Below are 23,380 nucleotides of genomic sequence, written 5' to 3' on the forward strand. Positions count from 1 at the left end.
AAACGCCCGGTTACATTCCGAACCCGGAAGCTAAGCCTTACAGCGCCGATGGTACTGCAGGGGGGACCCTGTGGGAGAGTAGGACGCCGCCGAACAAATTGTGAGAAAACCCCGCACCATTCGGTGCGGGGTTTTCTGCGTTTAGGGTGGTGTCATGCCAACGCGCTACGACCTTGTCATCTTCGACAACGACGGCGTCCTCGTCGACAGTGAGCCCATCTCCAACCGGCTCCTGGCCGCCTATCTCACCGAGCTGGGGCATCCGACGTCGTACGAGGACTCCCTGCGGGACTACATGGGTTCCGCCATGCACCGCATACATGATCTGGTCGAGGAGCGGAGCGGGCAGCGGTTGCCGGCGGACTTCGACGACGTATTCCACTCGCGCGTGTTCGCCGCGTTCGAGCGGGAGTTGAAGCCGGTGGCCGGCGCCGCGGACGTGCTCGAGGAGCTGGCGGCCGACGGGGTTCCGTACTGTGTGGCGTCCTCCGGGAGTCATGAGCGGATCCGGGTGGGGCATCGGACGACCGGGCTGGATCGGTGGTTCGACGACTCGCGCATCTTCAGTGCCGAGGACGTGGGGCGGGGGAAGCCCGCGCCGGATCTCTTTCTGTACGCGGCCGAGCGGATGGGGGTCGCGCCGGAGCGGTGTTTGGTGGTGGAGGACTCGCCGTTGGGGGTGCAGGCGGCTGTTGCGGCCGGGATGGACGTGTACGGGTTCACGGCCATGACGCCTGCCGAGCGGCTCACCGGAGCCACTCAACTCTTCTCCGGCATGGGGGAGTTGTCAGGGCTGCTGCACTGACATTTGTCACGCCGAGCTCCGGACGATCGTTTCTACTGGCGCTCAGGTGCCGGACGCCAAGCTATGAGCATGACGACGAACGCGGTTCCTCAGGGTCAGTCCAGCAGCCAGAGCCTCCTCACCAACCTCAAGCCGCTGCTCGTGGATGTGGCGGTGCCCCTCGGGTCGTACTACCTGCTCAAGGACGGCTTCGGGATGAGCACCTTCGCGGCGCTCGCCTGGAGCAGTGTGGTGCCGGCGCTGCGGACCGTGTGGAGCGCGGTCAAGGAGCGGCAGACCAACGGGCTCGCCGCCCTCATCCTCGTCGTGAACGTCGTCGGGCTGGTGCTGAGCTTCGTCTCCGGCGACCCGCGGCTGATGCTCGCCAAGGACGGCGCGGTCAGCAGCACCGTCGGCATCGGGATCCTGGTCTCCGTGGCGCTGGGCAAGCCGATGATGACCGCGGGGCTCAAGCCCTTCCTGGTGAAGGGGAACGTCGCCAAGGAGGCCGCCTGGGAGCGGCTGGCGGCCGGGACCGCGGCCGGGTCGGTGGCCTTCCGGCGGCACGAGCGGGCGTACTCCGTGGTCTGGGGTGTGGCGCTGCTCGCGGAGTGCGTCGCGCGGGTCGTGGGGGCGTACACGATCCCGGTGGACACGATGGTCTGGCTCGGCACCGTCTTCCTGATCAGCGCGATCGTCATCGGCATGGTCGTGGGTGGTGGTCTTGCCGCCGAGCCGATGGAGAGGCTGCTCTCCGAGGAGGCGAAGGGTGCCGCCGAGGGCGCCGAGCCTGCGGTCGCTCTCGCCAAGTGATCCGAGTGACAAAGGTAAAGCTGAAGGAAATTCATCTTTGGCCGGATCTACCCACAGGTAGTCAGGGGCCCTACGCTCGCCGCCATGACAGATGTGCTGCGGCGCGGTAGGGCCTCTTTGGCGTTCAGCTTCTTCGCTCAGGGCGCCACCTTCGCCCTGCTGGTGACCCGCATTCCGGCCATCCAGGACCGGTACGGGGTCTCCGACGCGTTGCTGCCCGTGTTCCTGGCCGCCGTACCCATACTCGCCGGCGTCGGCAGTGTGACGACCGAGCAGCTGGTGAAGCGGATATCTCCGAGTCTGTTGCTGCGTTGTCTGCAGCCGGTGGTGATGCTGGCGCTGGTCGGGGTCGGGTCGGGGGACCAGCTGGTCGAGCTGGGGATCGCGCTGGCCGCCTTCGGGCTTGCCGTGGGCGGGCTCGACGCGTCGATGAACATGCTCGGGGTGAGCCTGCAGCGGGCATACGGGCGCAGCATCATGCTCAGTTTCCACGCGGCGTTCAGCCTGGGCGGGATCGTGGGGGCCTCGCTGGCCTGGGCGGGGGCGCACTGGCATCTCGCGCTGTGGGTGTCGTATCTGCCGGTCGTGGCTGTGTTGTTGCCGGCCGCGCTGGTGGCGAGCTTCTGGTACGTCGACGGGAAGGCCTCCGCGGCCGTACAGGACGAGCCGGTGAAGGGGGAGGGGCAGGCCGTCGTCTTCAAGCTGCTGCTGCCGCTGTGTCTGGTGATGACCTTCGCGTACATCGGGGACTCGACCGTCTCCAACTGGAGCGCCAAGTACCTGAAGGACGTGCTCGGGAGCTCCGAGCAGCTGTCGACGGTGCCGTACAACGTCTACATGGTGACCACGCTGCTGGGGCGGTCGCTGGGGGACTCCGGTGTACGGCGGTTCGGGGCCGTGGCGGTCGTGCGGATCGGGGCGGTGGTGGCGGCGCTGGGGTTCGCGGTGGTGGCCGTGGCGCCGGGGGCGTGGGTCGGGATGCTCGGGTTCACGCTGCTGGGGCTGGGACTGTGCGTGCTGGTGCCGCAGACCTTCGCGGCGGCCGGGCGGCTGTTCCCGAATGCCTCCGATGCGGCCGTCGCGCGGCTCAACGTGTTCAACTACGTCGGCTTTCTGATCGGCTCGCCCTTGGTGGGTGCGCTGGGGGACGCGTGGAGCTATCGCTGGGCCATGCTCGTGCCGATGGTGTTGGTGCTGGTGACCCTGGTCTACGCCCGGTCGTTCGCTCCTCAACCGGACCGATACGGTGGCGGGCATGAGCGGCCGCGCACAGCTGATGTGGGACGAGGCAGTAACGGGCTATGACTTCGGTCCGGACCATCCGATGGATCCGGTCCGGCTCGCCCTGACCAGGCGTCTTGTAGATGCCTTCGGGCTGGACAAGGACGTCGACGTGGTGGCGGCGAAGCCCGCCGGGGAGTCGACGCTGCGGCTCGTCCACCGGGAGGATTACATCGAGGCGGTGAAGGCGGCCTCGGTCGATCCGGAGGCGGCCGATCAGGCCTACGGGCTCGGGACGATGGACGATCCCGCATTCGCCGGGATGCACGAGGTCTCCGCGATGATCGCCGGGCAGTCGGTGGGGGCCGCGGAGGCGGTGTGGCGCGGGGAGGCGCTGCATGCCGTGAACTTCGCGGGCGGGCTGCACCATGCGATGCCCGGGGGTGCCTCGGGGTTCTGCATCTACAACGACGCCTCGCTTGCGATCGCGCGGCTGCTGGAGCTGGGGGCCGAGCGCGTCGCGTACATCGATGTGGACGTGCACCACGGGGACGGGGTGCAGGCGGCGTTCTGGGAGGATCCGCGGGTTCTGACGATCTCGCTGCACGAGCACCCGCGGACGCTGTTTCCGCAGACCGGGTGGCCCGAGGAGACGGGGGCGGACTCGGCGGAGGGGGCGGCGGTGAACGCCGCGCTGCCTGCCGGGACCGGGGATGCGGGGTGGCTGCGGGCCTTCCATGCCGTCGTACCGGAACTGATCGCCGATTTCCGGCCGCAGGTGCTGGTGACGCAGCACGGGGCCGACACGCACTTCGAGGACCCGCTCGCGCACCTGGCGGTGTCGCTGGACGCGCAGCGGGCCGTGCAGGTCGCCTGCCATGAGCTGGCGCACGAGTACGCCGACGGGAAGTGGGTCGCGCTCGGCGGGGGCGGATACGCGGTGGTCGAGGTCGTGCCGCGGTCGTGGACGCATCTCGTGGCGATCGCGGCGGGGCGGGAGATCGCGCCGGAGGCGATGATCCCGGAGGACTGGCGGCAGGAAGTGTTCGCGCGGACGCGGCAGTTGGCGCCGGCGCGGATGACGGACGGGCGGTGGCCCGTGTCGTACGCCGAGTGGGAGGCGGGGTACGACCCGGCGGACCGGCTGGACCAGGCGGTGCTGGCCACTCGGCGGGCGGTGTTTCCGTTGCGGGGGCTGTTGGCGTGACGCCGGGGCCACGCCGACAGGCCGTCGCGTCGGATCAGGTGCAGAGGCCGTTGTCCGAGTTGTAGTAGATGTCGATCGAGCCGCTCCAGGTCAGGCACTGACCGTCGTCGGGGGCGTCCTTGTACACCGGGCCCGCGTAGCTGGTGTAGGAGCCGGAGTCCCTGGCCTCCCCGCTGCTGTACGGCCAGGTGTCCAGCGTGACCTCCATGAAGACGCGGGTGCCCGGGGTGGTGCGCACCGTGACCGCGCAGACCTTGCCGGCGTCCTTGTTGAAGGTCACGAACGTGGTGGCGGGGATGGTGGACTGGGAGCTGTGGATCGGCGTGGCCCGGATGACGTCGTAGCCCTTGCCGCAGGCGCCGTTGTAGGCGGTGGGCGTGGCGGCCGAGGCCGGCGTGGTCGCGGCGAGCGTGCCGCCCAGGGCGAGGACGGCGAGGGCGCCGGCGGTGGCTGCCTTGCGACGGATCGGCTTCATGGTGTTCCCCCTGTTGATGTCTTGGTCAATGCGCTGTGAACGGTTGGTCGTTGCCGTCCACGCAGGGTGAGACCCGGGTGGCCCCCTGACAGTTGTGGGGCTTTGTGTCGCCGTTCTGTCACCGGTGTCACGAGGGCCGTTACGCCAACTGTGCGGTGTTTGCCCGTTCGCATGGCTGCGCTCAGTCCCCTCGGCCACCATCGAGACGTGTTGAGCACCGGAGCCCTGCGCGCCCATCTGCTGGCTGCCCGTCTCGCCGGGCCGGTGGCCACGTCGCGGGAGGAGAGCCTCCGTAGCTACCGGCTCTTCGCCGCTCGGGATCCTCGCGTTCTGATCGGTCTTGATCCCGAATGGACATGGCGCCAGCGGGATTTGATCGAGTTGATGGCGGACAAGTGCGGGGTTTCGGCCGATCCGCAGCATGTCTCCGGCCATGATGTGATCGATCCGGAGCGAACTTTGAGCGCTCTGGATGCCTTCGCCGAGCGTCTCGCCGCTGCGGCCCAGCGCAGCGCCCCCGTGCTCCTCGGCACCGGCCATCCGCACCGCCTGCTCGGCTTCTACGCCGCCTTGGCGGACGCGTTGTCGGCGGCTGGATGTACCGTCCTCACACCGGCGCATGGTCACTGTGTCGACATAACGACCCGGTTCGGTCTACGCACGTACAACCTTGACTACGTACAAGGAGTCGCGCTGGTGCGGGAACCCGGCGCCTCTCGCCCCGGTTGTGCGACCGGCGCACACACGCACTCGCCGCTCCCGGTTCGTACCGCGCTGGCCGCGGCGGCCGAGGCCGGCGGGCCGCTTCCCGAGCTGGTGGTCGGGGACCACGGCTGGGTCTGCGGGGCAGGTCAGCTGGGGTTCGAGGCCATTGGTCTTGCCGATACGGACGACCCCGCGCTCTTCGTGGGGGAGGCGGAGGGGTCCGTGTCCGTCGTAGTTCCACTTGATGACGCTGTGCGGTCTGATTACTACCGGCCGCTTACCCGCTACGTACTCAATCGAGCGTGTCTGTCACAGTAGGCCGCCGATGGGTGCACCTCTTCCCCACTCGCATCACCCGCCCCTACATTGGGGAGTGAGCACGCAGCGACGAAGAGTCACCGGAAGGGGAAGCCGGTGGCCGTCGAGTGCGGAAGGTTCAGGTGTGTCATGGCTGCAGAGCAGAGGCCTCTGAGCGAGGTTCAGTTCCTTACCGTGGCGGAGGTCGCCTCGGTGATGCGAGTGTCGAAGATGACCGTGTACCGGTTGGTGCACAGCGGTCATCTGCCCGCGATCAGGGTGGGGCGGTCCTTCCGCGTCCCCGAGAACGCGGTTCACGAGTACCTTCGCGAGAGCTATGTGGGGGTGGAAACCGCCTGACGGCGTCCCGGGGGGATCCTCAGGGCACTTCGGGATCTCCCCCGGCTCTGCCTCGATTACGAGCTCAGCGCTCGGACGGGTAGGCTGGCCCCTCGTAGGTCGTATGGGCCCCGGCGCCCAGCACCGAGTGATGAGAAGTGAGCGAGGGTAGTCGTGGGCTCTGTTATCAAGAAGCGGCGCAAGCGGATGGCGAAGAAGAAGCACCGCAAGCTGCTCAAGCGCACGCGCGTTCAGCGTCGCAACAAGAAGTAAGCGGCGCCGTAAGAGCGTGTTCTGTGGCCCCCCACCGCAATTGGTGGGGGGCCACACGCGTCTGCGGTTCACAGAAGCTCCCAGAAGCGCACGGGACCTCGCACAAGCCCTGAGCCTACGCACGTCTTTCACATGGCTTGGTCTGTTCGTAGGCCTGTGGATGTCGTCACTTCGTGCATTGGGTGGTCATCACAGCGCAACATCGACCCGCTAAGTTGGCCACACACGGGGAACGCGGCACGCTACGAATACCGGAATGGGCTGGAAGGAAGGCGCAGATCTTGGGCAAGGTCGTGCTCGTGACCGGAGTGGCCCGCAGGTTGGGGGGCCGGTTCGTACGACGGATCCAGCGTGACCCGCAGGTGGACCGGGTTGTCGCCGTGGACGCGGTCCCACCCGAGCATCATCTCGGTGGTGCCGACTTCATCCAGGCGGACATCCGGCAGCCCACCATTGCGCGTGTGCTCGCCGAGACGGGTGCGGACACCGTCGTACACATGGATGTGAGCGCGACCGGGCTGGGCAGTGGCAGCCGGACCGCGATCAAGGAGACCAATGTCATCGGCACCATGCAGCTGCTCGGTGCCTGCCAGAAGTCGCCGGCCGTGAAGCGGCTTGTGATCAAGTCCAGTACGAACGTGTACGGGTCGGCGCCCCGTGATCCCGCGGTGTTCACGGAGACGACCCCGCCCAAGTCCCTGCCCAGCGGCGGCTTCGCCAAGGACACGGTCGAGGTCGAGGGGTACGTGCGCGGCTTCGCGCGGCGGCGGCCGGATGTCGCCGTGTGCGTGCTGCGGTTCGCCAACATCCTGGGGCCCACGGCGGACACGCCGCTCGCCTCCTACTTCTCGCTGCCGGTCCTGCCGACCGTTTTCGGCTACGACCCGCGGCTGCAGTTCGTCCACGAGGACGACGTGATCGAGGTGCTGCGCATCGCCTCGCACGAACCGCAGCGGGGCACGCTCAACAGCGGCACCTTCAACATCGCCGGCGACGGCGTCCTGCTGCTGTCGCAGTGTTCGCGGCGGCTCGGCAAGCCCACCGTGCCCCTGCTGCTGCCGGCCGTCACCTGGGCAGGCTCGCTGGTCCGTACGCTGGGAGTGACCGATTTCTCGCCCGAGCAGATCCGGCTGCTGACGCACGGCCGGGTCGTGGCGACGGACCAGATGCGGGAGACGCTCGGATTCCGGCCGAAGTACACGACGGCGGAGACCTTCGCGGAGTTCGCGCGCAGCCGTGGACCCGGGCTCCTTCCGCCGGAGGCCCTTGCGGGGGCCGTCGACCGGATCGCCGCGCTGCCCCTACCGGGCAGCGGCCACCCCCCGACGCAGAGCGCCAACTGAGGAGCGCATCAACGATGGCGGATGCCAAGGTCATTCCGTTCGACGACGACCGGTCCCGCGGGAGCGCCGTACAGCGGCCGTCGCGGCGCCGGGGCGTGGGGAGCCGACGCAAGGCCACGGAACCCGCGCTGGTCGGCGACGTCCAGCCCCTGCCCAGCCGGGCGCCCGCGCAGGATGATGTTCCCGTGACGCATGAGGAACAGCCGCCCCAGCGGCCGCAGGACGGCGGCGGCCTGGAGCGGCGTGTGGCGAGCGGCCTGAACTTCCTGCGCCGCCGCCTCACCGGTGACTACGAGGTCGACGACTTCGGCTACGACGAGGAGCTGACCGACCAGGTCCTGATGTCCTTGCTGCGGCCGGTGTACGAGAAGTACTTCCGGGTCGAGGTGAAGGGCGTCGAGAACATCCCGTCCGAGGGCGGCGCGCTGATCGTCGCCAACCACTCCGGCACGCTGCCGCTGGACGGCCTGATGATGCAGGTCGCCGTCCACGACAACCATCCGGCCGGCCGGCATCTGCGGCTGCTCGCCGCCGACCTGGTCTTCATGCTGCCGGTGGTCAACGAGCTCGCCCGCAAGCTCGGGCACACCCTGGCCTGCGCGGAGGACGCCGAACGGCTGCTGGCGCAGGGCGAGGTGGTCGGGGTCATGCCGGAGGGCTTCAAGGGCATCGGCAAGCCCTTCAGCGAGCGCTACAAGCTGCAGCGCTTCGGCCGCGGCGGCTTCGTCTCCACCGCCCTGCGCAAGGGCACGCCGATCATCCCGTGCTCGATCGTCGGGGCCGAGGAGATCTTCCCGATGATCGGCAACGCGAAGACATTGGCCCGCGTCCTGGGCTTCCCGTACTTCCCGCTGACGCCGACGTTTCCGTGGCTGGGTCCGCTCGGTGCGATCCCTCTCCCGACCAAGTGGACGATCCAGTTCGGCGAGCCGATCCTGACGGACGGCTATCCGCCGGAGGCGGCCGAGGACCCGATGCTGATGTTCAACCTGACGGACCAGGTCAGGGAGCAGATCCAGCACACGTTGTACAAGTTGTTGGTGCAGCGGAGGTCGGTGTTCTTCTGACCGTTCTTACAGGCTTTTCTGTACGACGACGGGGGCGTCCCTCCTGAGAAGGGCGCCCCCGTCGTCGTACGGACTACTGGCCTGTGTCCTCGCCGTTGATGCCGAGGCCCGGCAGCAGGCCCGGGAGGAGTGGCGGGATCGTCACCTGCGGTTCGGTGGACGGTGTCTTGCTCGCCGACGGGGAGGCGCTGTCGGTGTCCTTGGGCGGGTCGAGCAGGCCGCCGGTGCTGCCGCCGATGAGGCCGCCGCCGGTGGACTCGGCCGACTTGCTCGGGCTGCTGGAATGGTTGCCGACGGAGGAGCCGTCGCCGGTGCTGGGGGCCGCCGAGCCCCGGCCGGAGCCGGACGTGTTCGTGGACGCCGTACCCGAGCCGTGTCGCTTGCTGTCCCCGCCGCCCTTGGCCGGGGGCTGCGGGAGCAGGGACTGCAGCGGGGCGACCTCTTCGTCTATGGCGGCGAACACCGACGTCACCTGCTGGCTGACGTCCACGAGTTGGACGGGGAGCCGGTCGCGCAGGGCGCCCCAGGCATCGCGGTGGGCGAGCGAGAAGGTGGACAGGGCCTGGATGGGGCCGAGGGACTTGGGGTCGCGCTCGTACGCCTCGTGCAGCAGGCGGTGGCCCTCGGAGGCGTCGTGGGTCATGCCGGACAGGGTGCGGCGGATCTCACCGAGGGACTCGTGGTCGAGGTGGCCGCTGCGGCCGCGCTCCATGAGGCGGCGGGCCTCGCTCAGGCGGGTGGAGGCCTGGTCGAGGTAGGCGACGCCACGCTCGTCGTCCCCGTCGGACATGTAGTTGAGCTTGAAGTCCTCGATGCCGCGCTTGAGGCCGTAGAGCGAGTCGCCCGGCAGCGCGTCCGAGCTGGCTGCTGCGACTCCGCCGAAGGCCCCCGCGGCGACACCGACGCTGAGACCGCCCGCGGCAAGGCCCTTGGTGAGCCGGGAACGGGGTCGCAGCTTGCCCAGCGGGCTCGCCCGGTGCGCGCCCCGGGAGCGCTGCCCCGGTACCGACGGGTCCGCCGCCTCGCCGCCGGCGCCCTCCTGCAGCATGGCCTCGAACGCGGCCACCAGCTGGGCGCGCTGAACGACCTTGACCTCGGGGTCCAGCTCCGGTCTGGGCAGTTCGTCGAGACGGTCCGCGAGGGCCAACAGGCGGCCCTGCTCGGTCTGTTCCGCAGCAGCCGGGGCCGCCGGGGCCGGTCCTTCGGACTGCTCGGCCGCCGTGTCCCGGTCGGACTGCTCCTCCAGGGCCTGGGCGAAGGCGTTCGCCCGCCGGTGTGCCGATACGTTCGCGATCACTGGCGGCACCTCCTCTCGTGATGACGGTCGGCTCCCCAGGGGGTCCTGAGGGTTGCACACCCTGACCACAACCACACGATCGAGTGATCGGAGTCGGCCAGGGAGTGACCACAGGGAGCCTGCATCCCGCACAACGAGCGGCGCGGCACTTGGGTTACGGACGACGGATGGTCGGATCGGGAAGTCAACGGACTTTCACAGACAGCGAGTTGGACGTCACTGAGTGTGTCGGTCGGCCAATCGCCGGGTCCGCTGCCGGGTCCGTGTGTTCCGTCAGCGCGCGTCGTCCGGGAGGAGGCGGGCGAGGGTGCGTACGGCTCGGTACTGGAGAGTCTTGATGGCGCCCTCGTTCTTGCCCATCACGCGGGCGGTCTCGGCGACCGAGAGGCCTTGGAGGAAGCGGAGTGTCACGCACTCCTGCTGCTGGGGGTTGAGGCGTCGCACGGCGTCGAGCAGCGCGGCGTTGGAGAGGGACTCCAGGACGGAGTCCTCGGGGGAGCGCTCGACCTCGTTGGCGTCGAGCATCTCGCCGGTGGTCACCTCGAGGCGGAAGCGGCTCGACTTGAAGTGGTCGGCCACGAGGTTGCGGGCGATGGTGACGAGCCAGGCGCCGAAGTCGCGGCCCTGCCAGGTGAAGGTGCCGATGCGGCGCAGCGCGCGCAGGAACGTCTCACTGGTGAGGTCCTCGGCGGTGGCCTTTCCGCCCACCCGGTAATAGATGTAGCGGTACACGGTGTCGCTGTACTGGTCGTAGAGCCGGCCGAAGGCGTCCGCCTCGCCGGCCTGGGCGCGTTCGACGAGGTCCATCATCCGGGCGCTGTCGCTGTCCGCGGCCGGGCGGCGGGTGGTGGTGGCACCGCCCGCACGGCCGCGTCTCCCGGCGACGGCGCTGCCGTCGGCGAGCGCGTAGCACGGGCCGACGGGGGTGGTGGCTGCGGCGAAGGCAGGGACGGCGTACGCGGTGGGGACGAAGCCGCGCAACAGGTTGTGGACCGTTGCGCGCAGCGTAGCCAGGCCCGAGGCGTCAACCCCGACGTGTGGGTACACGGGACTCCCAGAGGCAGAGCTTCCATCACGTGCAGTGCGGGACCGTTCACCCGTCGTAGCGACGGAGGGGTACCGGTTTGCGTCTGAGGAGAATAACGCTTCGTGCAGGCGCTGCTACACCCAGTTGCTCAAATCATCGATTACGTCGCTTCTGTAACCGATTGACGCACGATCAAGTGCCGTAGCGTGACCGGTTGTTGATCGATTGAGTTCGGGTTACGGCTGAGAACGGGGCGTGTTGTGGCCGTGTGCAGCCAATGCGACTGGACAGGGCGGGTGTGCGGTCCGCTCGTACGGATTGGCGTGTTTGCGGCGGAGGGGTCCGAGAACGAAAGAGGGGCGTCGCGGTGCGACGCCCCTGTTCGAGTGGGTTGTGAGGTCCTAACGGCGCCTGCGGTGCAGGGCGATGGCCGCAGCCGTGCCGCCGGCCACCGCGCCGACGCCGGCCGCCGCCGGGATGCCGACCTTGGCGGCCTTGCGGCCCGTGCGGTAGTCGCGCAGGCGCCAGTCCAGGGTGCGGGCGTGTTTGCGGAGCTTGGTGTCCGGGTTGATGGCGTAGGGGTGGCCGACGAGCGAGAGCATCGGGATGTCGTTGTGGGAGTCGCTGTAGGCGGCGCAGCGGGAGAGGTCCAGGCCCTCCGCGGCGGCCAACGCCCGTACCGCTTCGGCCTTTGCCGGGCCGTGGAGCGGTTCGCCCACCAACTTGCCCGTGTAGACGCCGTCGACGGACTCGGCGACCGTGCCGAGGGCGCCGGTGAGGCCGAGGCGCCGGGCGATCACCGTGGCGATCTCGACCGGTGCCGCTGTGACCAACCAGACCTTCTGGCCTGCGTCCAGGTGCGCCTGGGCGAGGGCGCGGGTGCCCGGCCAGATGCGCTCGGCCATGTACTCGTCGTAGATCTCCTCGCCGATCGACTGGAGTTCGGCGACGCGGTGGCCCTTCACGATGGACAGGGCCGAGTCGCGGGCCTCCTGCATGTGTTCCGGGTCCTCGACGCCGGCGAGGCGGAACCATGCCTGCTGCCAGGCGAACTTGGCGAGGTCGCGGGTCTCGAAGAACTTCCGCTTGTACAGACCCCGCCCGAAGTGGAAGAGGGCAGCACCTTGCATCACGGTGTTGTCGAGGTCGAAGAAGGCAGCAGCCTTGTCGTCGCCGAGTACCGGGAACTCCGGTTCCTCTTCTGTGCCGTCCTGGGCGTCGTGGACGTCCTGGACTTCCTGCGAGGACTTGCGCGCAGCCTCCGCCGAGGCCTCGCCTGCCAACACGCTCCGCGCCGTGGCGGAGCGCCTACGGGGAGTGAGCCATCCGAGAGCGGCCATGCCCGTGAGCATAGCCAGTTTGTTCGGTGCCTCCAGACGCGAGAGGTTTGAACGCTGTGAACTCTCCGCGACTGTGTCGTTAAACAAGCGCGACAATGGCCGACATGGCTCCCATCTTCCGGCGTAAACCCGCCCCCAGCGAGCGGTTGGTCACTCTCATCGGCAAGCCCGACTGTCATCTGTGCGAGGACGCGCAGCTGGTCGTCGAGAAGGTCTGCGGGGAACTCGGCGTGCCCTGGGAGAAGAAGGACATCACCCAGGACCGGGAACTCCACGACGAGTACTGGGAGCAGATCCCCGTGGTACTCGTCGACGGCAGGCAGCACACCTTCTGGCGGGTGGACGAGGGCCGCCTCCGCAAAGAACTGACCGAGTAGTACAAGGCCGTACCGAACGTCGCTTAGGATCGGTGACGGTCTGGTCTGGGGGGCGGGATTCACGAGGAGTGTGTCGGTTTTGCCCCCTGGGATGCGCCTGGGACGCGTGTGCGTGACCCCGGTCACGTTGGCCGGGCAAATCGGACACCATCTTTGTGCACGCGTTCACAAAGACATAGCCTGCTGTCGACGGGGCGGTCTGGGTACGTGTGACCGCCTGCAGCCCCGCTCTACCCGCAGGAGCACCGTGGCAACTGGCCGAACTCACCGACCGGCGACCCGAAGCCGAGGGATTCCCGAGGCCACCGTCGCCAGGCTTCCGCTGTACCTCCGAGCCCTGACCGCACTGTCGGAGCGCTCGGTACCCACGGTCTCCTCGGAGGAGCTCGCGGCCGCGGCGGGGGTCAACTCCGCCAAGCTGCGCAAGGACTTCTCGTACCTGGGTTCGTACGGCACGCGCGGTGTCGGCTACGACGTCGAGTATCTCGTCTACCAGATCTCCCGTGAGCTGGGCCTGACCCAGGACTGGCCGGTTGTCATCGTCGGTATCGGAAACCTCGGTGCCGCCCTGGCCAACTACGGCGGGTTCGCCTCGCGTGGTTTCCGGGTCGCGGCCCTCATCGACGCCGATCCCGCAATGGCCGGAAAGCCCGTGGCCGGGATCCCCGTGCAGCACTCCGACGATCTGGAAAAGATCATCGAGGACAACGGGGTGTCCATCGGCGTCATCGCCACCCCCGCCGGTGCCGCCCAGCCGGTCTGCGACCGGCTCGTGGCCGCCGGGGTCACCTCCATCCTGAACTTCGCGCCGACCGTGCTGTCCGTCCCGGACGGCGTCGACGTACGCAAGGTGGATCTCTCCATCGAGCTGCAGATCCTCGCCTTCCACGAGCAGCGCAAGGCCGGTGAGGAGGCCGCGTCGACCGACGGCACCGCCCCGGTCGCCGCCACCCGCAAGGAGTCCGCCGAGCAGGGACCAGACGGGGACGTACCCGCCGTGATGCCGGCATGAGTCTCCTCGTCGTCGGGCTGAGCCACCGCAGCGCCCCGGTCAGCGTCCTGGAGCGGGCCGCGCTGAACGCGGACGCCCAGATCAAGCTGCTGCAGGACACGGTCGCCGCTGAGCCCGCCACCGAGGCCGCGGTGCTCGCGACCTGCAACCGCATCGAGCTGTACGCCGACGTCGACAAGTTCCACGCCGGTGTCGCCGAGCTGTCCACGCTGCTCGCCCAGCACAGCGGGGTGGGCCTCGAGGAGCTCACGCCCTATCTGTACGTCCACTACGAGGACCGGGCGGTTCACCACCTGTTCTCGGTGGCCTGCGGGCTCGACTCCATGGTCGTCGGCGAGGGGCAGATCCTCGGCCAGATCAAGGACTCCCTCGCCAAGGCGCAGGACCTGCACACGGCCGGGCGGCTGCTGAACGACCTGTTCCAGCAGGCGCTGCGGGTCGGCAAGCGCGCCCACTCCGAGACCGGCATCGACCGCGCCGGGCAGTCCCTGGTCACCTTCGGCCTGGAGCAGCTGTCCGCCGGGGCCGACGTCCTGGACTGGGCCCGCGGCAAGAAGGCGCTGGTCATCGGCGCCGGTTCGATGTCCTCGCTGGCCGCGGCGACGCTCGCGCGGGCCGGGGTCCGCGAGATAGTGATCGCCAACCGCACCGCCGACCGCGCCGAACGCCTCGCACAGATCCTCACCGAGGGCGACGACACGGACGTGCTGGCCCGCGCGGTACCGATGGATTCGGTGCCGGCCGAGCTGACACGTGCCGACGTCGCGGTGTCCTGTACCGGGGCGACGGGCCTGGTCCTGACGGCGGAGACGATCGCGGGCGCGGTCGAGGGCCGCACCGGCGCGGTCGTCGCGGAACTCGACGGCAGTGGTCGTACGGCGGACAAGGCGGAGGTACGCCCCGGAGCGCTGCCGCCCACCAGCGTCGGCAACGACGAGAACTGTCCGCTCGACCTGTCCGCCGTGCAGCAGGGCTTCTCCGTGATGGGCGAGGCCGCCGTCGCCGGGATGGATGCGGCGACGCTGGAGCAGCACGCCGCCTGGGTGGACAACGGCACCGTCGACCGCCGTGAGGCCGCCCGCCGGGCGCCCGAGGCCGATGCCGAGCTGATCACCGCGCTCGCCGCGACCGTGGCCGCCGGCGGCCGGATCCCCGAGCGCCGCAAGCCCGAACCGGTCGCCGAGCCGCCGCGTCCGGCGCCCGTGCTCTTCCTTCTCGACCTCGCGATGCCCCGTGACATCGACGCGGCCGTGCACCGGCTGGCCGGAGTCAGGCTCGTCGACATCGAGTCGCTCGCCGAGGCCTCCGCCGGCGCGCCGATGGCGGCCGACGTCGACCAGGTCCGCCGTATCGTCTCCGACGAGGTCGCGGCCTTCGGGGCGGCGCTTCGGGCCGCGCACATCACGCCGACCGTCGTGGCCCTGCGCACCATGGCCGCCGACGTGGTCGCCACCGAGATCGCGCGGCTCGAGGGGCGGCTGCCCGGGCTCGACGACAAGCACCGCGGCGAGATCACACAGACCGTCAAGCGCGTGGTCGACAAGCTGCTGCACGCGCCGACCGTACGGGTCAAGCAGCTCGCCGCCGAGCCCGGCGGCGCCGGGTACGCGGACGCGCTGCGCACCCTGTTCGACCTCGACCAGGAGGCGGTCGCCGCCGTCTCCCGGGCCGATCGCGCCGACGACGAACCTGAGAACAGCAAGAACCGAGGGCCCGCATGAGTAGCAAGGCATTGAGACTGGGGACGAGGCGAAGCAGACTCGCCACGGCCCAGTCCGGGCAGGTGGCGGACGCCGTGAGCCGGGTGACCGGACGGCCGGTCGAGCTCGTCGAGATCACCACGTACGGCGACACGTCGCGTGAGCACCTCGCGCAGATCGGCGGCACGGGAGTGTTCGTCACGGCGCTGCGCGACGCGCTGCTGAGGGGCGAGGTCGACTTCGCGGTTCATTCGCTCAAGGACCTGCCCACCGCGCAGCCCGAGGAGCTGGCGCTCGCCGCCGTCCCGCTGCGCGAGGACCCGCGCGACGTGATCGTCGCCCGGGACGCGCTGAAGTTCACCGACCTGCCCCGCGGGGCGAGGATCGGCACCGGCTCGCCGCGCCGCATGGCGCAGCTGAACGCATACGCGCGCAGCCACGGGCTGGACATCGAGACCGTGCCGATCCGGGGCAACGTAGACACCCGGATCGGGTACGTGCACGACGGCGAGCTGGACGCCGTCGTCCTGGCCGCCGCCGGCCTCAGCCGGATCGGCCGCATCGACGAGGTCACCGACTTCCTGTCGATAGACACGGTTCTGCCCGCCCCCGGCCAGGGGGCACTGGCGATCGAGTGTGCCGCGGACAACGCGGAACTGATCGCAGCGCTCGGTGAGCTCGACGACCCGTTCACGCGGGTCGCCGTGACCGCCGAGCGGTCACTGCTCGCCGCCCTGGAGGCCGGCTGCAGCGCCCCTGTGGGCGCGCTGGCCGACCTGCTGGCCGACGGGCAGATTGTCAAGGAAATGCGCCTGCGCGGCGTCGTCGGCACGACCGACGGCGCGCGCATGGTGCAGCTGTCCACCACCGGTCCCGTGCCCGAGACAAACGACCAGGCGATGGCGCTCGGTCGCGAACTCGCTGCCGAGATGCTTGCCCAGGGCGCGGCCGGTCTGATGGGGGAGCGAGCACATTGAGCCCCACCACCCTACCCACCGGCCTCGATCACGGGCACGTCACCTTCCTGGGTGCCGGACCCGGGGATCCGGGACTGCTGACTCTGCGCGCCGTCGAGGCGCTGGCGAACGCGGACGTCCTCGTCGCCGAGCACGACGTGCTCGACGTGGTGCGTCAGCACGCCAGGCAAGGCGTGGCCGAAGTGCACACGGACACGGGTCCTTCGTCGGACCCGCTTCCGGGCACGGGCACGCCTCAGCTGGCGGTTGTTGACGGTTCGTCAACAACCGCTGGGGTCCCCGCGGTACGGGATGCCGCACATCTTGTCATGGAGGCCGCGCGGGGCGGCAGGCGGGTCGTGCGTGCGGTGTCCGGAGACCCCGGGCTCGACGCGTACGCCGCCGAGGAGATGCTTGCCTGCGCCGCCGCGGGCGTGCCCTTCGAGGTGGTGCCGGGCGTCGCCGCGGCCGTCGGCGTGCCCGCGTACGCCGGTGTTCCGCTACGGGACGCGCAGGGCGCGGACGTGCGGTTCGTGGACGCCCGTACCGCCTCCGACCGGTGCTGGACCGAGGTCGGCGCCTCCGACGGGACGGTGGTCGTGTCGACGACGCTCGACTCCGTCGGCGCCGCCGCCGGTGAGCTGGTGTCGGCCGGACGCAAGCCCGATACGCCGATGACCGTCACGGTGGCTGGTACGACCACTCGTCAGCGGACCTGGACGGCCACGCTGGGGACGATCGCCCAGACGCTGAAGCAGGCCAAGGTGCTGCCCTCGCCGGAGGGCGGGCGGCCGGTGATAGCCGTGGTCGGTGAGCGTTCCGCCGCCGCCCAGCGCGACCAGCTGTCGTGGTTCGAGTCCAAGCCGCTGTTCGGCTGGAAGGTCCTCGTGCCGCGTACGAAGGAGCAGGCGGCTTCGCTCTCCGACCAGCTGCGGTCCTACGGGGCCGTGCCGCACGAGGTGCCGACCATCGCCGTCGAGCCGCCGCGGACGCCCCAGCAGATGGAGCGGGCCGTGAAGGGGCTGGTGACCGGGCGGTACGAGTGGATCGCGTTCACGTCGGTCAACGCCGTGAAGGCGGTTCGGGAGAAGTTCGAGGAGTACGGGCTCGATGCGCGGGCCTTCGCGGGGATCAAGGTCGCCGCGGTGGGGGAGCAGACCGCCAAGGCGCTGGTTGCGTTTGGTGTGAAGCCGGATCTGGTGCCGTCGGGGGAGCAGTCGGCTGCCGGGCTGCTTGAGGACTGGCCGCCGTACGACCCCGTCTTTGATCCCATTGACCGGGTGTTCCTGCCGCGTGCGGACATCGCCACGGAGACTCTTGTCGCCGGGCTCATCGAGTTGGGCTGGGAGGTCGACGACGTCACGGCCTACCGGACCGTGCGGGCCTCGCCGCCGCCGGCGGAGACCCGGGAGGCGATCAAGGGGGGTGGCTTCGATGCCGTTCTCTTCACCTCGTCGTCGACTGTGCGGAACCTGGTCGGGATTGCCGGGAAGCCGCACAACGTGACGGTGATCGCTTGTATTGGGCCGGCCACCGCGAAGACCGCCGAGGAGCATGGGCTGCGGGTGGATGTGATGGCTCCGGAGCCGTCGGTTCACAAGCTGGCGGAGGCTCTTGCCGACTTCGGGCTGCGGCGCCGGGCTGCCGCGCTCGAGGCGGGCGACGCGGTGACTCGGCCGAGTGAGCGGCGGCCGGGGGCTCGGCGGCGTCGTACGACCTGAGGTGGGTGGGGGTGCGCGTCCCTGGGGCGCGCTCACGCCGGCTGTGGGGTCACCGTGTGCCCGTAGCGCAGCAGGTTGCTCGGGTCGTACGTCTCCTTCGTGTGCGTGAGGCGGTCGTAGACCTCTTCGGTCCACGCGCGGGCGCGGTCCTTCTCGTCGCCCGGTGTGCCGTGGAGGTTGACCATCGTGTGGCCCGTGCCGTACGGGGCCATGGCGGTGTGCAGGGCTGTCGTGGCCGTTTCCACGGCCGCCGCGACCTCCGGGCCGGGCAGGACGCCGACCGTTTCCAGGATGTAGCTGGCGTCGCGGCCGCAGATGGCGTCCTCGATGTCGGCGGGGCGGGAGAGTTCGCCGCCCATGTGGCGGATTTCGATCAGCAGCAGCGGGAGGTCCGGGACCGCCGGGCCCGCCTGGGCCAGGAACGTCGTCAGGGCGTCCGGGGGCAGGGCCCTCAGCAGGCTGCAGGCTTCGCGGGCGGGTAGCGGGTCCTGTGGGTCCATGTAGATGCGGTCCATGGCCGCGTACGGCATCTCCTCCACCGTGTCGATCGTGATCGGTGCGGCCTCGCGAATGGGCGTCAGCAGGTTCTCGCCCTCCTGTACGTCGCCGGTCCAGGCGAGGGCGATGCGGGCCCAGAAGCCGCCGCGCAGGGGCTCGGGGATCTCCGGGATCGGGGGGAGGCGCAGCAGCGTGTAGGCGCTGCACATCTGGGTGGGGAGGGTGGTCGTCCAGTCGACCCAGGTGCGCAGGACCGCCTCCGCGTGTTCGCCGGCGTAGTAGATGCCGCCGCCCAGGACGGTGGGGAGTTCCAGCAGGTCGAAGGTCAGCTCGGTGACCACTCCCACGTTGCCCTTTCCGCCGCGCAGGGCCCAGAACAGGTCGGGTTCGGAGTCGGGGTCCGCGGTGCGCAGGGTGCCGTCGCAGGTGACGACCTGGAGGGAGCGGACGCGGTCGGCCGCGTAGCCGTATGCCCGGCCCAGTACGGGGAGTCCGCCACCGAGGGTGTAGCCGACGACGCCGGCGTCCGTGGACGAGCCGTTGAGTGTGGCCAGGCCGTGCGGGGCGGCCACGTCCAGGACATGGCGCCACTTCGCGCCGGCCGCGACGGTCGCGGTGCGTTCGGTGGGGTCGATGCGTACGTCCGTCATGCGGGTGGTGCTGATCAGGAGGCCGCCGTCGATGGGGAAGTTGGCGCCGTGGCCGGTGGCCTGGACGGCGACGGGGGTGCCGGTGGCCGCGGCCCAGCGCATCGCGGTCACGATGTCGTCGGTGCCGGTTGCGCCGACGACGATGTCGGGGTTGTGGCGGGCGGACAGGTTGAAGCCGGTTACCTCGGCGACGTAGGCGTCGTCGCCGGGGCGCAGGACGGGGCCGTGGATCTCGGACAGGGCGAACAGGTCGGGGGTGTGGTGGATGGCTGTCATCGCGTCCTCCGCGGTGCGTGACGGAGGGACGGCGGCGGGGCGGGAGCGGCCGTCGGGGTCCTTGTTCTGTGCGGTTGTGTTCTGTGCGGTGTTTGCAGGGCGGTTCTTTCAGGATGGACCTGGGGTGTGGGGGGCGCATGTGGGGGCCTTTTCGCGCCGACGTCCCGTCGGCAAAGGTGCCACCGGGGCGGGCGTAGCGTAGGTGGCATGACGAAGTACGGATCCTTTCCCGGCACCCGGCCGCGGCGGCTGCGGACCACCCCCGTCATGCGGCGCATGGTCGCCGAGACCCGGCTGCACCCGGCGGACTTCATCCTTCCGGCGTTCGTGCGCGAGGGTGTCAGCGAGCCTGTGCCGATCGGGGCGATGCCCGGCGTCGTGCAGCACACGCGTGACAGCCTGAAGAAGGCGGCCGCGGAGGCGGTGGCGGCCGGGGTCTCCGGGATCATGCTGTTCGGTGTGCCGGAGGAGTCGAAGAAGGACGCGCTGGGGACGCCGGGGACCGATCCGGACGGGATTCTGCAGGTCGCTCTCCGTGATGTGCGGGCCGAGGTGGGGGACGAGTTGCTCGTCATGTCCGACCTGTGCCTCGACGAGACCACGGATCATGGGCACTGTGGGGTGCTGGACTCGCAGGGGCGTGTCGACAACGACGCCACGCTTGAGCGGTATGCGGAGATGGCGCAGGTTCAGGCCGATGCCGGGGCCCATGTGGTGGGGCCCAGCGGGATGATGGACGGGCAGATCGGGGTCGTTCGCGATGCGCTCGATCAGATCGGGCGGGAGGATGTTGCGATCCTTGCCTACACCGCGAAGTACGCGTCCGCGTTCTATGGGCCGTTTCGGGAGGCTGTCGGGTCGTCCTTGCAGGGGGACCGGAAGACGTATCAGCAGGATCCGGCGAATGTTCGGGAGTCGCTGCGGGAGTTGGCGCTGGATCTTGAAGAGGGCGCCGATCTGGTGATGGTGAAGCCTGCGGGGCCGTATCTGGACATTCTGGCTCGGGTTGCGGATGCGGTGGATGTGCCGGTCGCTGCGTATCAGATCTCCGGGGAGTACTCGATGATCGAGGCTGCGGCGGAGAAGGGGTGGATCGATCGGGAGCGGGCGATCCTGGAGACGTTGACCGGGATCAAGCGGGCGGGGGCGCAGAACATCCTGACGTACTGGGCTGTGGAGGCTGCGCAGATGTTGGGCTGAGGGGTGCCTGCGGCGCATCTGCGGGTTCGGTGGGGGTGCGTGTAGCGCCTGCCCGTGCGTCTGGGGTCGGGGCCGCGCCGGGGGGTGTCCGTCCTCGGTCGGGCGGTTGCTGTCTTGTGTGGCTGTGGCCGGCGGTGGACGCCCGCCGCTGCGGGCGGACACCCCCCGGCACGTCCCCTTTCCGCCGTGGGCGGGTGCCGGTGTCCGTTCACCTTTCCGCCGTGGGTGAGTGCGGGTGCTCGTCCGCCTTTCCGCCGCGGGTGAGTGTGCGGAGTCGGCAACCGGGCTCCGTCTCAACGGGCGTTCGGTGATGGTGCCGGTGCTGAGTGTGTGGTGGGGGTGGTCATCGAGGACGGGCCCTCGTCCCGGAGGCCCTCGCCGTCCCTGCATGCCGTGAGGATCAGTGCGGCGATTGCGGCCGTTGCGGCGAGGAGGAGCCGGGAACGGGGGCGGGTGGGGGGCTTGGACGCGGACATGGGGTGGCCCTCTCGATGGTGAACTGGGGGTCGGGGCACAGCCTGGTCGGTGAGTCGGTTGGGTCGCCATACTTCGCGCGCCATTCGGGACGCCGGGGTGGTGGGATGGGCTCTGGCCTGCGGGGATGTTGTGTCCCGGGGGTTGGATTCGGGACGTCCGGTGGGGTGTGGAGCCGCTTGGGCACCATCAAGTTCCGTCGGGAGTTAGGTTGTTGGCGACTGGTTCGTTGTCTTTTGAATGACGCCTCGACTCTCCAGGGAGACGCCCATGCCCGGTGACGCCCTCAGCCAGGATCCCGCCGAGCTGAGAAGGAGGATCGACACCACCAAGGCGCACCCTGCGCGCGTCTACGACGTCTTCCTCGGCGGCAAGGACAACTACCCCGTCGACCGTGCCGCGGCCGCCGCCGCGCTCGCCGCCAATCCGCGCGGCTATCTCGACGTGCGGCACAACCGGGACTTCCTGCGCCGGGCGGTCGGGACGCTGGCCCGGGAGGACGGCATTCGGCAGTTCCTCGACATCGGTACGGGGCTGCCCACCGCGGAGAACGTCCATCAGATCGCCCAGCGGATCATTCCCGACTCGCGGGTGGTGTACGTCGACAACGATCCCGTGGTGCTGGCGCATGCGCGGGCTCTGCTCACCAGTGGGCCCGAAGGTCGTACCGACTACATCGACGCCGACTTCAAGAATCCGGCCCACATTCTCGAACAGGCCGCCAAGACGCTGGACTTCGACCAGCCCGTCGCGCTCTGCCTCGTCGCGATCCTGCACTTCGTCGAGGACGAGGAGGCGTATCCGATCGTGCGTGAGCTCGTCGATTCGCTGCCGGCCGGCAGTCGGCTGGTGCTCAGTCATCTGACCGAGGATCTCAATCCCGAGAACATTCGCGCAGTTCAACGGACTTATACCGAGCGGGGGTTCACCTTCGTGCTGCGGTCCCGGGCGGAGGTCGAGCGCTTCTTCGCCGAGAGTGCGCTGGAGTTGGCGGAGCCCGGTGTGGTGCCCGCGCATCACTGGCGTGCCGACAATGCCGCTCCTGTTCCGGAGCAGCCGGAGGCCTCCTATCTGGCGGCGCTCGACGACATCGAGAAGGTGCGGTACGCCGACATCAACGACGTGACCGACGCCGACATCAATGTCTATGCGGGCGTGGGCAACAAGGCCTGAGGGGACCGGACCCGTAACGCGGGCGGGCAGGGGGCGTTATCGAGGGCGGTAGAAACGTCACATTTCGTTCCTGGAGGTCTCAAATGCTCGGCATCCTCGTCAGCGGCCTGCTCTTTTCTGTCGGTGCCCTGCTGCACGGGCTTCTCGGCGTTCTCTGACGACGGTCCGGGCCGCACGTCAGCTCCCGCTGGTCAGTCCCACCAGAAGTGCCACGCCGGTTGGTTGAGGAGTTGGTTCTCGGCGTACGTGGTGAGTGTCGTGTCGCTGCCCTGGAGGATGTTGTCCGGGCAGAACGCGAAGTGCTCGGCGGCCACGGCCTCCGCCTCGGCGAGGGTCTTGGGCGGGGCGGCGACGGAAACCAGCAGGTCGGCGTAGCCGAGGGCGATCACTCGTATGCCGAAGCGGTCCTCCCAGGAGCGGAGTACCGCCGACAGGCGGGCGGTGTCGTTCTCATGGTTCGCCGGGCCGAACCAGCCGATCGCCGTGGGGATGTCGGCGCTACGGCGGGCCGGGACGAGGGCGAGGTGCGGGTCCCTGAGCGGGCGGCCACCGGCGAGGAGGGACTCCACCACGTCGGCGGCGGTGGCGTCCGGGTCGGCGGTGTCGGGCAGGGCGTCGGCCAGGCCGGGCCATTCGTCGTCCTCCGCCGCGTACGACTCCCAGAACTCGGCCAGCACTTCCTCTGCGTCGTGGTCCCCGGGGTACGACATCTCCCCGGGCATCAACTCCCACTTCTCGGGCTCGCCGAGGCCGCCGCCCACGTCCACGACGAGCGGGAGCAGGCCGACCGTCCGCGCGGCGGTCTGCAGCGCCGACCAGGCGCCGGGAGCGGGCTGCTCGTCCGCCAGCCACAGCAGCGGTTCGTGCCAGGGGCCGTCGTCGGTCTCGTCGATCAGCCGGCCGGGCGGGAGGTCGAGCCCGAGGGACGCCAGCCTCGGCAGCGGGTTGGGAAGAGTCGCCATGTCAGTGACTGTAGGGGCAGCCACTGACAACGGACGTATCCCGGCGGGCCGGTACCGCGCCGACTCTTGCACCGGCCTGCCGGGATCCCGCCTCCCCCCGGGCGACCGGACCGGTTCCCCCCTTATGGCAGCCCGGACGCCTCCCCCATAATCCGTGGGTCGAGCGGGGACCGCGATGGTTTCGGTTCTGGCC

General features: G+C 69.6%; 22 protein-coding genes and 1 rRNA gene. 17 read left to right on the forward strand and 6 right to left on the reverse strand.

Translation table 11 applies throughout. The features are described 5' to 3' along the window. The 5 genes from rrf to ACFY1L_RS06270 all read left to right on the forward strand — a co-directional run. Nucleotides 1–95, forward strand: a 5S ribosomal RNA gene (rrf, locus tag ACFY1L_RS06250); the annotation flags it as partial. Between the two features lie 59 nt (nt 96–154). Further along, nucleotides 155–805, forward strand: a complete 651-nt coding sequence (locus tag ACFY1L_RS06255) for an HAD family hydrolase (protein WP_388819035.1) — start codon at nt 155–157, stop codon at nt 803–805. Nucleotides 806–874: 69 nt separating this feature from the next. Further along, nucleotides 875–1,597: a VC0807 family protein gene (locus ACFY1L_RS06260; protein WP_388819038.1), complete on the forward strand. Its 723-nt coding sequence runs from the start codon at nt 875–877 to the stop codon at nt 1,595–1,597. 84 nt (nt 1,598–1,681) lie between these two features. Beyond that, nucleotides 1,682–2,902 carry an MFS transporter gene (locus ACFY1L_RS06265; RefSeq protein WP_388819041.1) on the forward strand — a complete coding sequence of 407 codons (1,221 nt, stop codon included), beginning with the start codon at nt 1,682–1,684 and terminating at the stop codon, nt 2,900–2,902. Then, nucleotides 2,853–4,025, forward strand: coding sequence for an acetoin utilization protein AcuC (locus ACFY1L_RS06270; protein ID WP_388819044.1), 1,173 nt, complete (start codon nt 2,853–2,855; stop codon nt 4,023–4,025). Before ACFY1L_RS06265 ends, ACFY1L_RS06270 begins: the two co-directional genes overlap by 50 nt. A gap of 34 nt (nt 4,026–4,059) precedes the next feature. Here ACFY1L_RS06270 and ACFY1L_RS06275 read toward each other — a convergent pair whose 3' ends face one another. After that, nucleotides 4,060–4,500, reverse strand: a complete 441-nt coding sequence (locus ACFY1L_RS06275) for a hypothetical protein (RefSeq protein WP_388819047.1) — start codon at nt 4,498–4,500, stop codon at nt 4,060–4,062. Nucleotides 4,501–4,707: 207 nt separating this feature from the next. On the opposite strand from ACFY1L_RS06275, the gene ACFY1L_RS06280 reads away from it, so the two are divergent. The 5 genes from ACFY1L_RS06280 to ACFY1L_RS06300 all read left to right on the forward strand — a co-directional run bounded on the left by ACFY1L_RS06280 (nt 4,708) and on the right by ACFY1L_RS06300 (nt 8,524). Then, a complete protein-coding gene (locus tag ACFY1L_RS06280) occupies nt 4,708–5,523 on the forward strand; it encodes a phosphatase (RefSeq protein WP_388819050.1) in 816 nt (271 codons plus the stop codon). A 129-nt stretch (nt 5,524–5,652) separates the two neighbouring features. Continuing rightward, nucleotides 5,653–5,862, forward strand: a complete 210-nt coding sequence (locus ACFY1L_RS06285) for a helix-turn-helix domain-containing protein (protein WP_016437488.1) — start codon at nt 5,653–5,655, stop codon at nt 5,860–5,862. A 153-nt stretch (nt 5,863–6,015) separates the two neighbouring features. Next, nucleotides 6,016–6,114, forward strand: coding sequence for a 30S ribosomal protein bS22 (locus tag ACFY1L_RS06290; protein ID WP_003948845.1), 99 nt, complete (start codon nt 6,016–6,018; stop codon nt 6,112–6,114). Between the two features lie 281 nt (nt 6,115–6,395). Next, nucleotides 6,396–7,457 (forward strand): NAD-dependent epimerase/dehydratase family protein, encoded by a 1,062-nt coding sequence (locus ACFY1L_RS06295; RefSeq protein WP_388819053.1) that lies wholly within the window; start codon nt 6,396–6,398, stop codon nt 7,455–7,457. Between the two features lie 14 nt (nt 7,458–7,471). After that, entirely contained in the window at nt 7,472–8,524 is a 1,053-nt protein-coding gene (locus tag ACFY1L_RS06300) for a lysophospholipid acyltransferase family protein (RefSeq protein ID WP_388819056.1), read from the forward strand. Between the two features lie 73 nt (nt 8,525–8,597). On the opposite strand, the gene ACFY1L_RS06305 is transcribed toward ACFY1L_RS06300, so the two are convergent. The 3 genes from ACFY1L_RS06305 to ACFY1L_RS06315 all read right to left on the reverse strand — a co-directional run bounded on the left by ACFY1L_RS06305 (nt 8,598) and on the right by ACFY1L_RS06315 (nt 12,188). Next, nucleotides 8,598–9,821: a DUF5667 domain-containing protein gene (locus ACFY1L_RS06305; RefSeq protein ID WP_388819059.1), complete on the reverse strand. Its 1,224-nt coding sequence runs from the start codon at nt 9,819–9,821 to the stop codon at nt 8,598–8,600. Nucleotides 9,822–10,094: 273 nt separating this feature from the next. Beyond that, nucleotides 10,095–10,868, reverse strand: a complete 774-nt coding sequence (locus tag ACFY1L_RS06310) for an ECF subfamily RNA polymerase sigma factor, BldN family (RefSeq protein WP_388819061.1) — start codon at nt 10,866–10,868, stop codon at nt 10,095–10,097. Nucleotides 10,869–11,249: 381 nt separating this feature from the next. Continuing rightward, entirely contained in the window at nt 11,250–12,188 is a 939-nt protein-coding gene (locus tag ACFY1L_RS06315; RefSeq protein ID WP_361278267.1) for an HAD-IB family hydrolase, read from the reverse strand. 95 nt (nt 12,189–12,283) lie between these two features. Here ACFY1L_RS06315 and ACFY1L_RS06320 point away from each other — a divergent pair, with 95 nt between their 5' ends. The 5 genes from ACFY1L_RS06320 (at nt 12,284) to ACFY1L_RS06340 (ending at nt 17,954) form a co-directional block, all read left to right on the forward strand. Then, nucleotides 12,284–12,565: a glutaredoxin family protein gene (locus ACFY1L_RS06320; protein WP_388819064.1), complete on the forward strand. Its 282-nt coding sequence runs from the start codon at nt 12,284–12,286 to the stop codon at nt 12,563–12,565. Between the two features lie 247 nt (nt 12,566–12,812). Then, nucleotides 12,813–13,577: a redox-sensing transcriptional repressor Rex gene (locus tag ACFY1L_RS06325; RefSeq protein ID WP_361278271.1), complete on the forward strand. Its 765-nt coding sequence runs from the start codon at nt 12,813–12,815 to the stop codon at nt 13,575–13,577. Then, the gene (locus ACFY1L_RS06330) at nt 13,574–15,298 is read left to right on the forward strand and encodes a glutamyl-tRNA reductase (protein WP_388819067.1); all 1,725 of its coding nucleotides are present in this window, start codon (nt 13,574–13,576) and stop codon (nt 15,296–15,298) included. Before ACFY1L_RS06325 ends, ACFY1L_RS06330 begins: the two co-directional genes overlap by 4 nt. Next, complete coding sequence (hemC, locus tag ACFY1L_RS06335; RefSeq protein ID WP_388819069.1) at nt 15,295–16,254, forward strand: hydroxymethylbilane synthase; 960 nt, start codon at nt 15,295–15,297, stop codon at nt 16,252–16,254. Before ACFY1L_RS06330 ends, hemC begins: the two co-directional genes overlap by 4 nt. After that, the gene (locus ACFY1L_RS06340) at nt 16,251–17,954 is read left to right on the forward strand and encodes a uroporphyrinogen-III synthase (RefSeq protein ID WP_388819072.1); all 1,704 of its coding nucleotides are present in this window, start codon (nt 16,251–16,253) and stop codon (nt 17,952–17,954) included. Before hemC ends, ACFY1L_RS06340 begins: the two co-directional genes overlap by 4 nt. A 32-nt stretch (nt 17,955–17,986) precedes the next feature. Here the strand turns inward: ACFY1L_RS06340 and ACFY1L_RS06345 are convergent, their stop codons facing one another. Further along, complete coding sequence (locus tag ACFY1L_RS06345; protein ID WP_388819075.1) at nt 17,987–19,378, reverse strand: FAD-binding oxidoreductase; 1,392 nt, start codon at nt 19,376–19,378, stop codon at nt 17,987–17,989. Nucleotides 19,379–19,585: 207 nt separating this feature from the next. On the opposite strand from ACFY1L_RS06345, the gene hemB reads away from it, so the two are divergent. Both hemB and ACFY1L_RS06355 read left to right on the forward strand, forming a co-directional pair. Then, nucleotides 19,586–20,578: a porphobilinogen synthase gene (gene hemB / locus ACFY1L_RS06350; RefSeq protein ID WP_388819078.1), complete on the forward strand. Its 993-nt coding sequence runs from the start codon at nt 19,586–19,588 to the stop codon at nt 20,576–20,578. A gap of 744 nt (nt 20,579–21,322) precedes the next feature. Next, nucleotides 21,323–22,225 (forward strand): SAM-dependent methyltransferase, encoded by a 903-nt coding sequence (locus ACFY1L_RS06355; RefSeq protein ID WP_388819081.1) that lies wholly within the window; start codon nt 21,323–21,325, stop codon nt 22,223–22,225. A 191-nt stretch (nt 22,226–22,416) separates the two neighbouring features. On the opposite strand, the gene ACFY1L_RS06360 is transcribed toward ACFY1L_RS06355, so the two are convergent. After that, a complete protein-coding gene (locus ACFY1L_RS06360; protein ID WP_388819083.1) occupies nt 22,417–23,187 on the reverse strand; it encodes a DUF4253 domain-containing protein in 771 nt (256 codons plus the stop codon). Nucleotides 23,188–23,380: the final 193 nt, after the last annotated feature.

The organism is Streptomyces sp. NPDC001663 (assembly GCF_042893105.1).
Classification (GTDB): domain Bacteria; phylum Actinomycetota; class Actinomycetes; order Streptomycetales; family Streptomycetaceae; genus Streptomyces.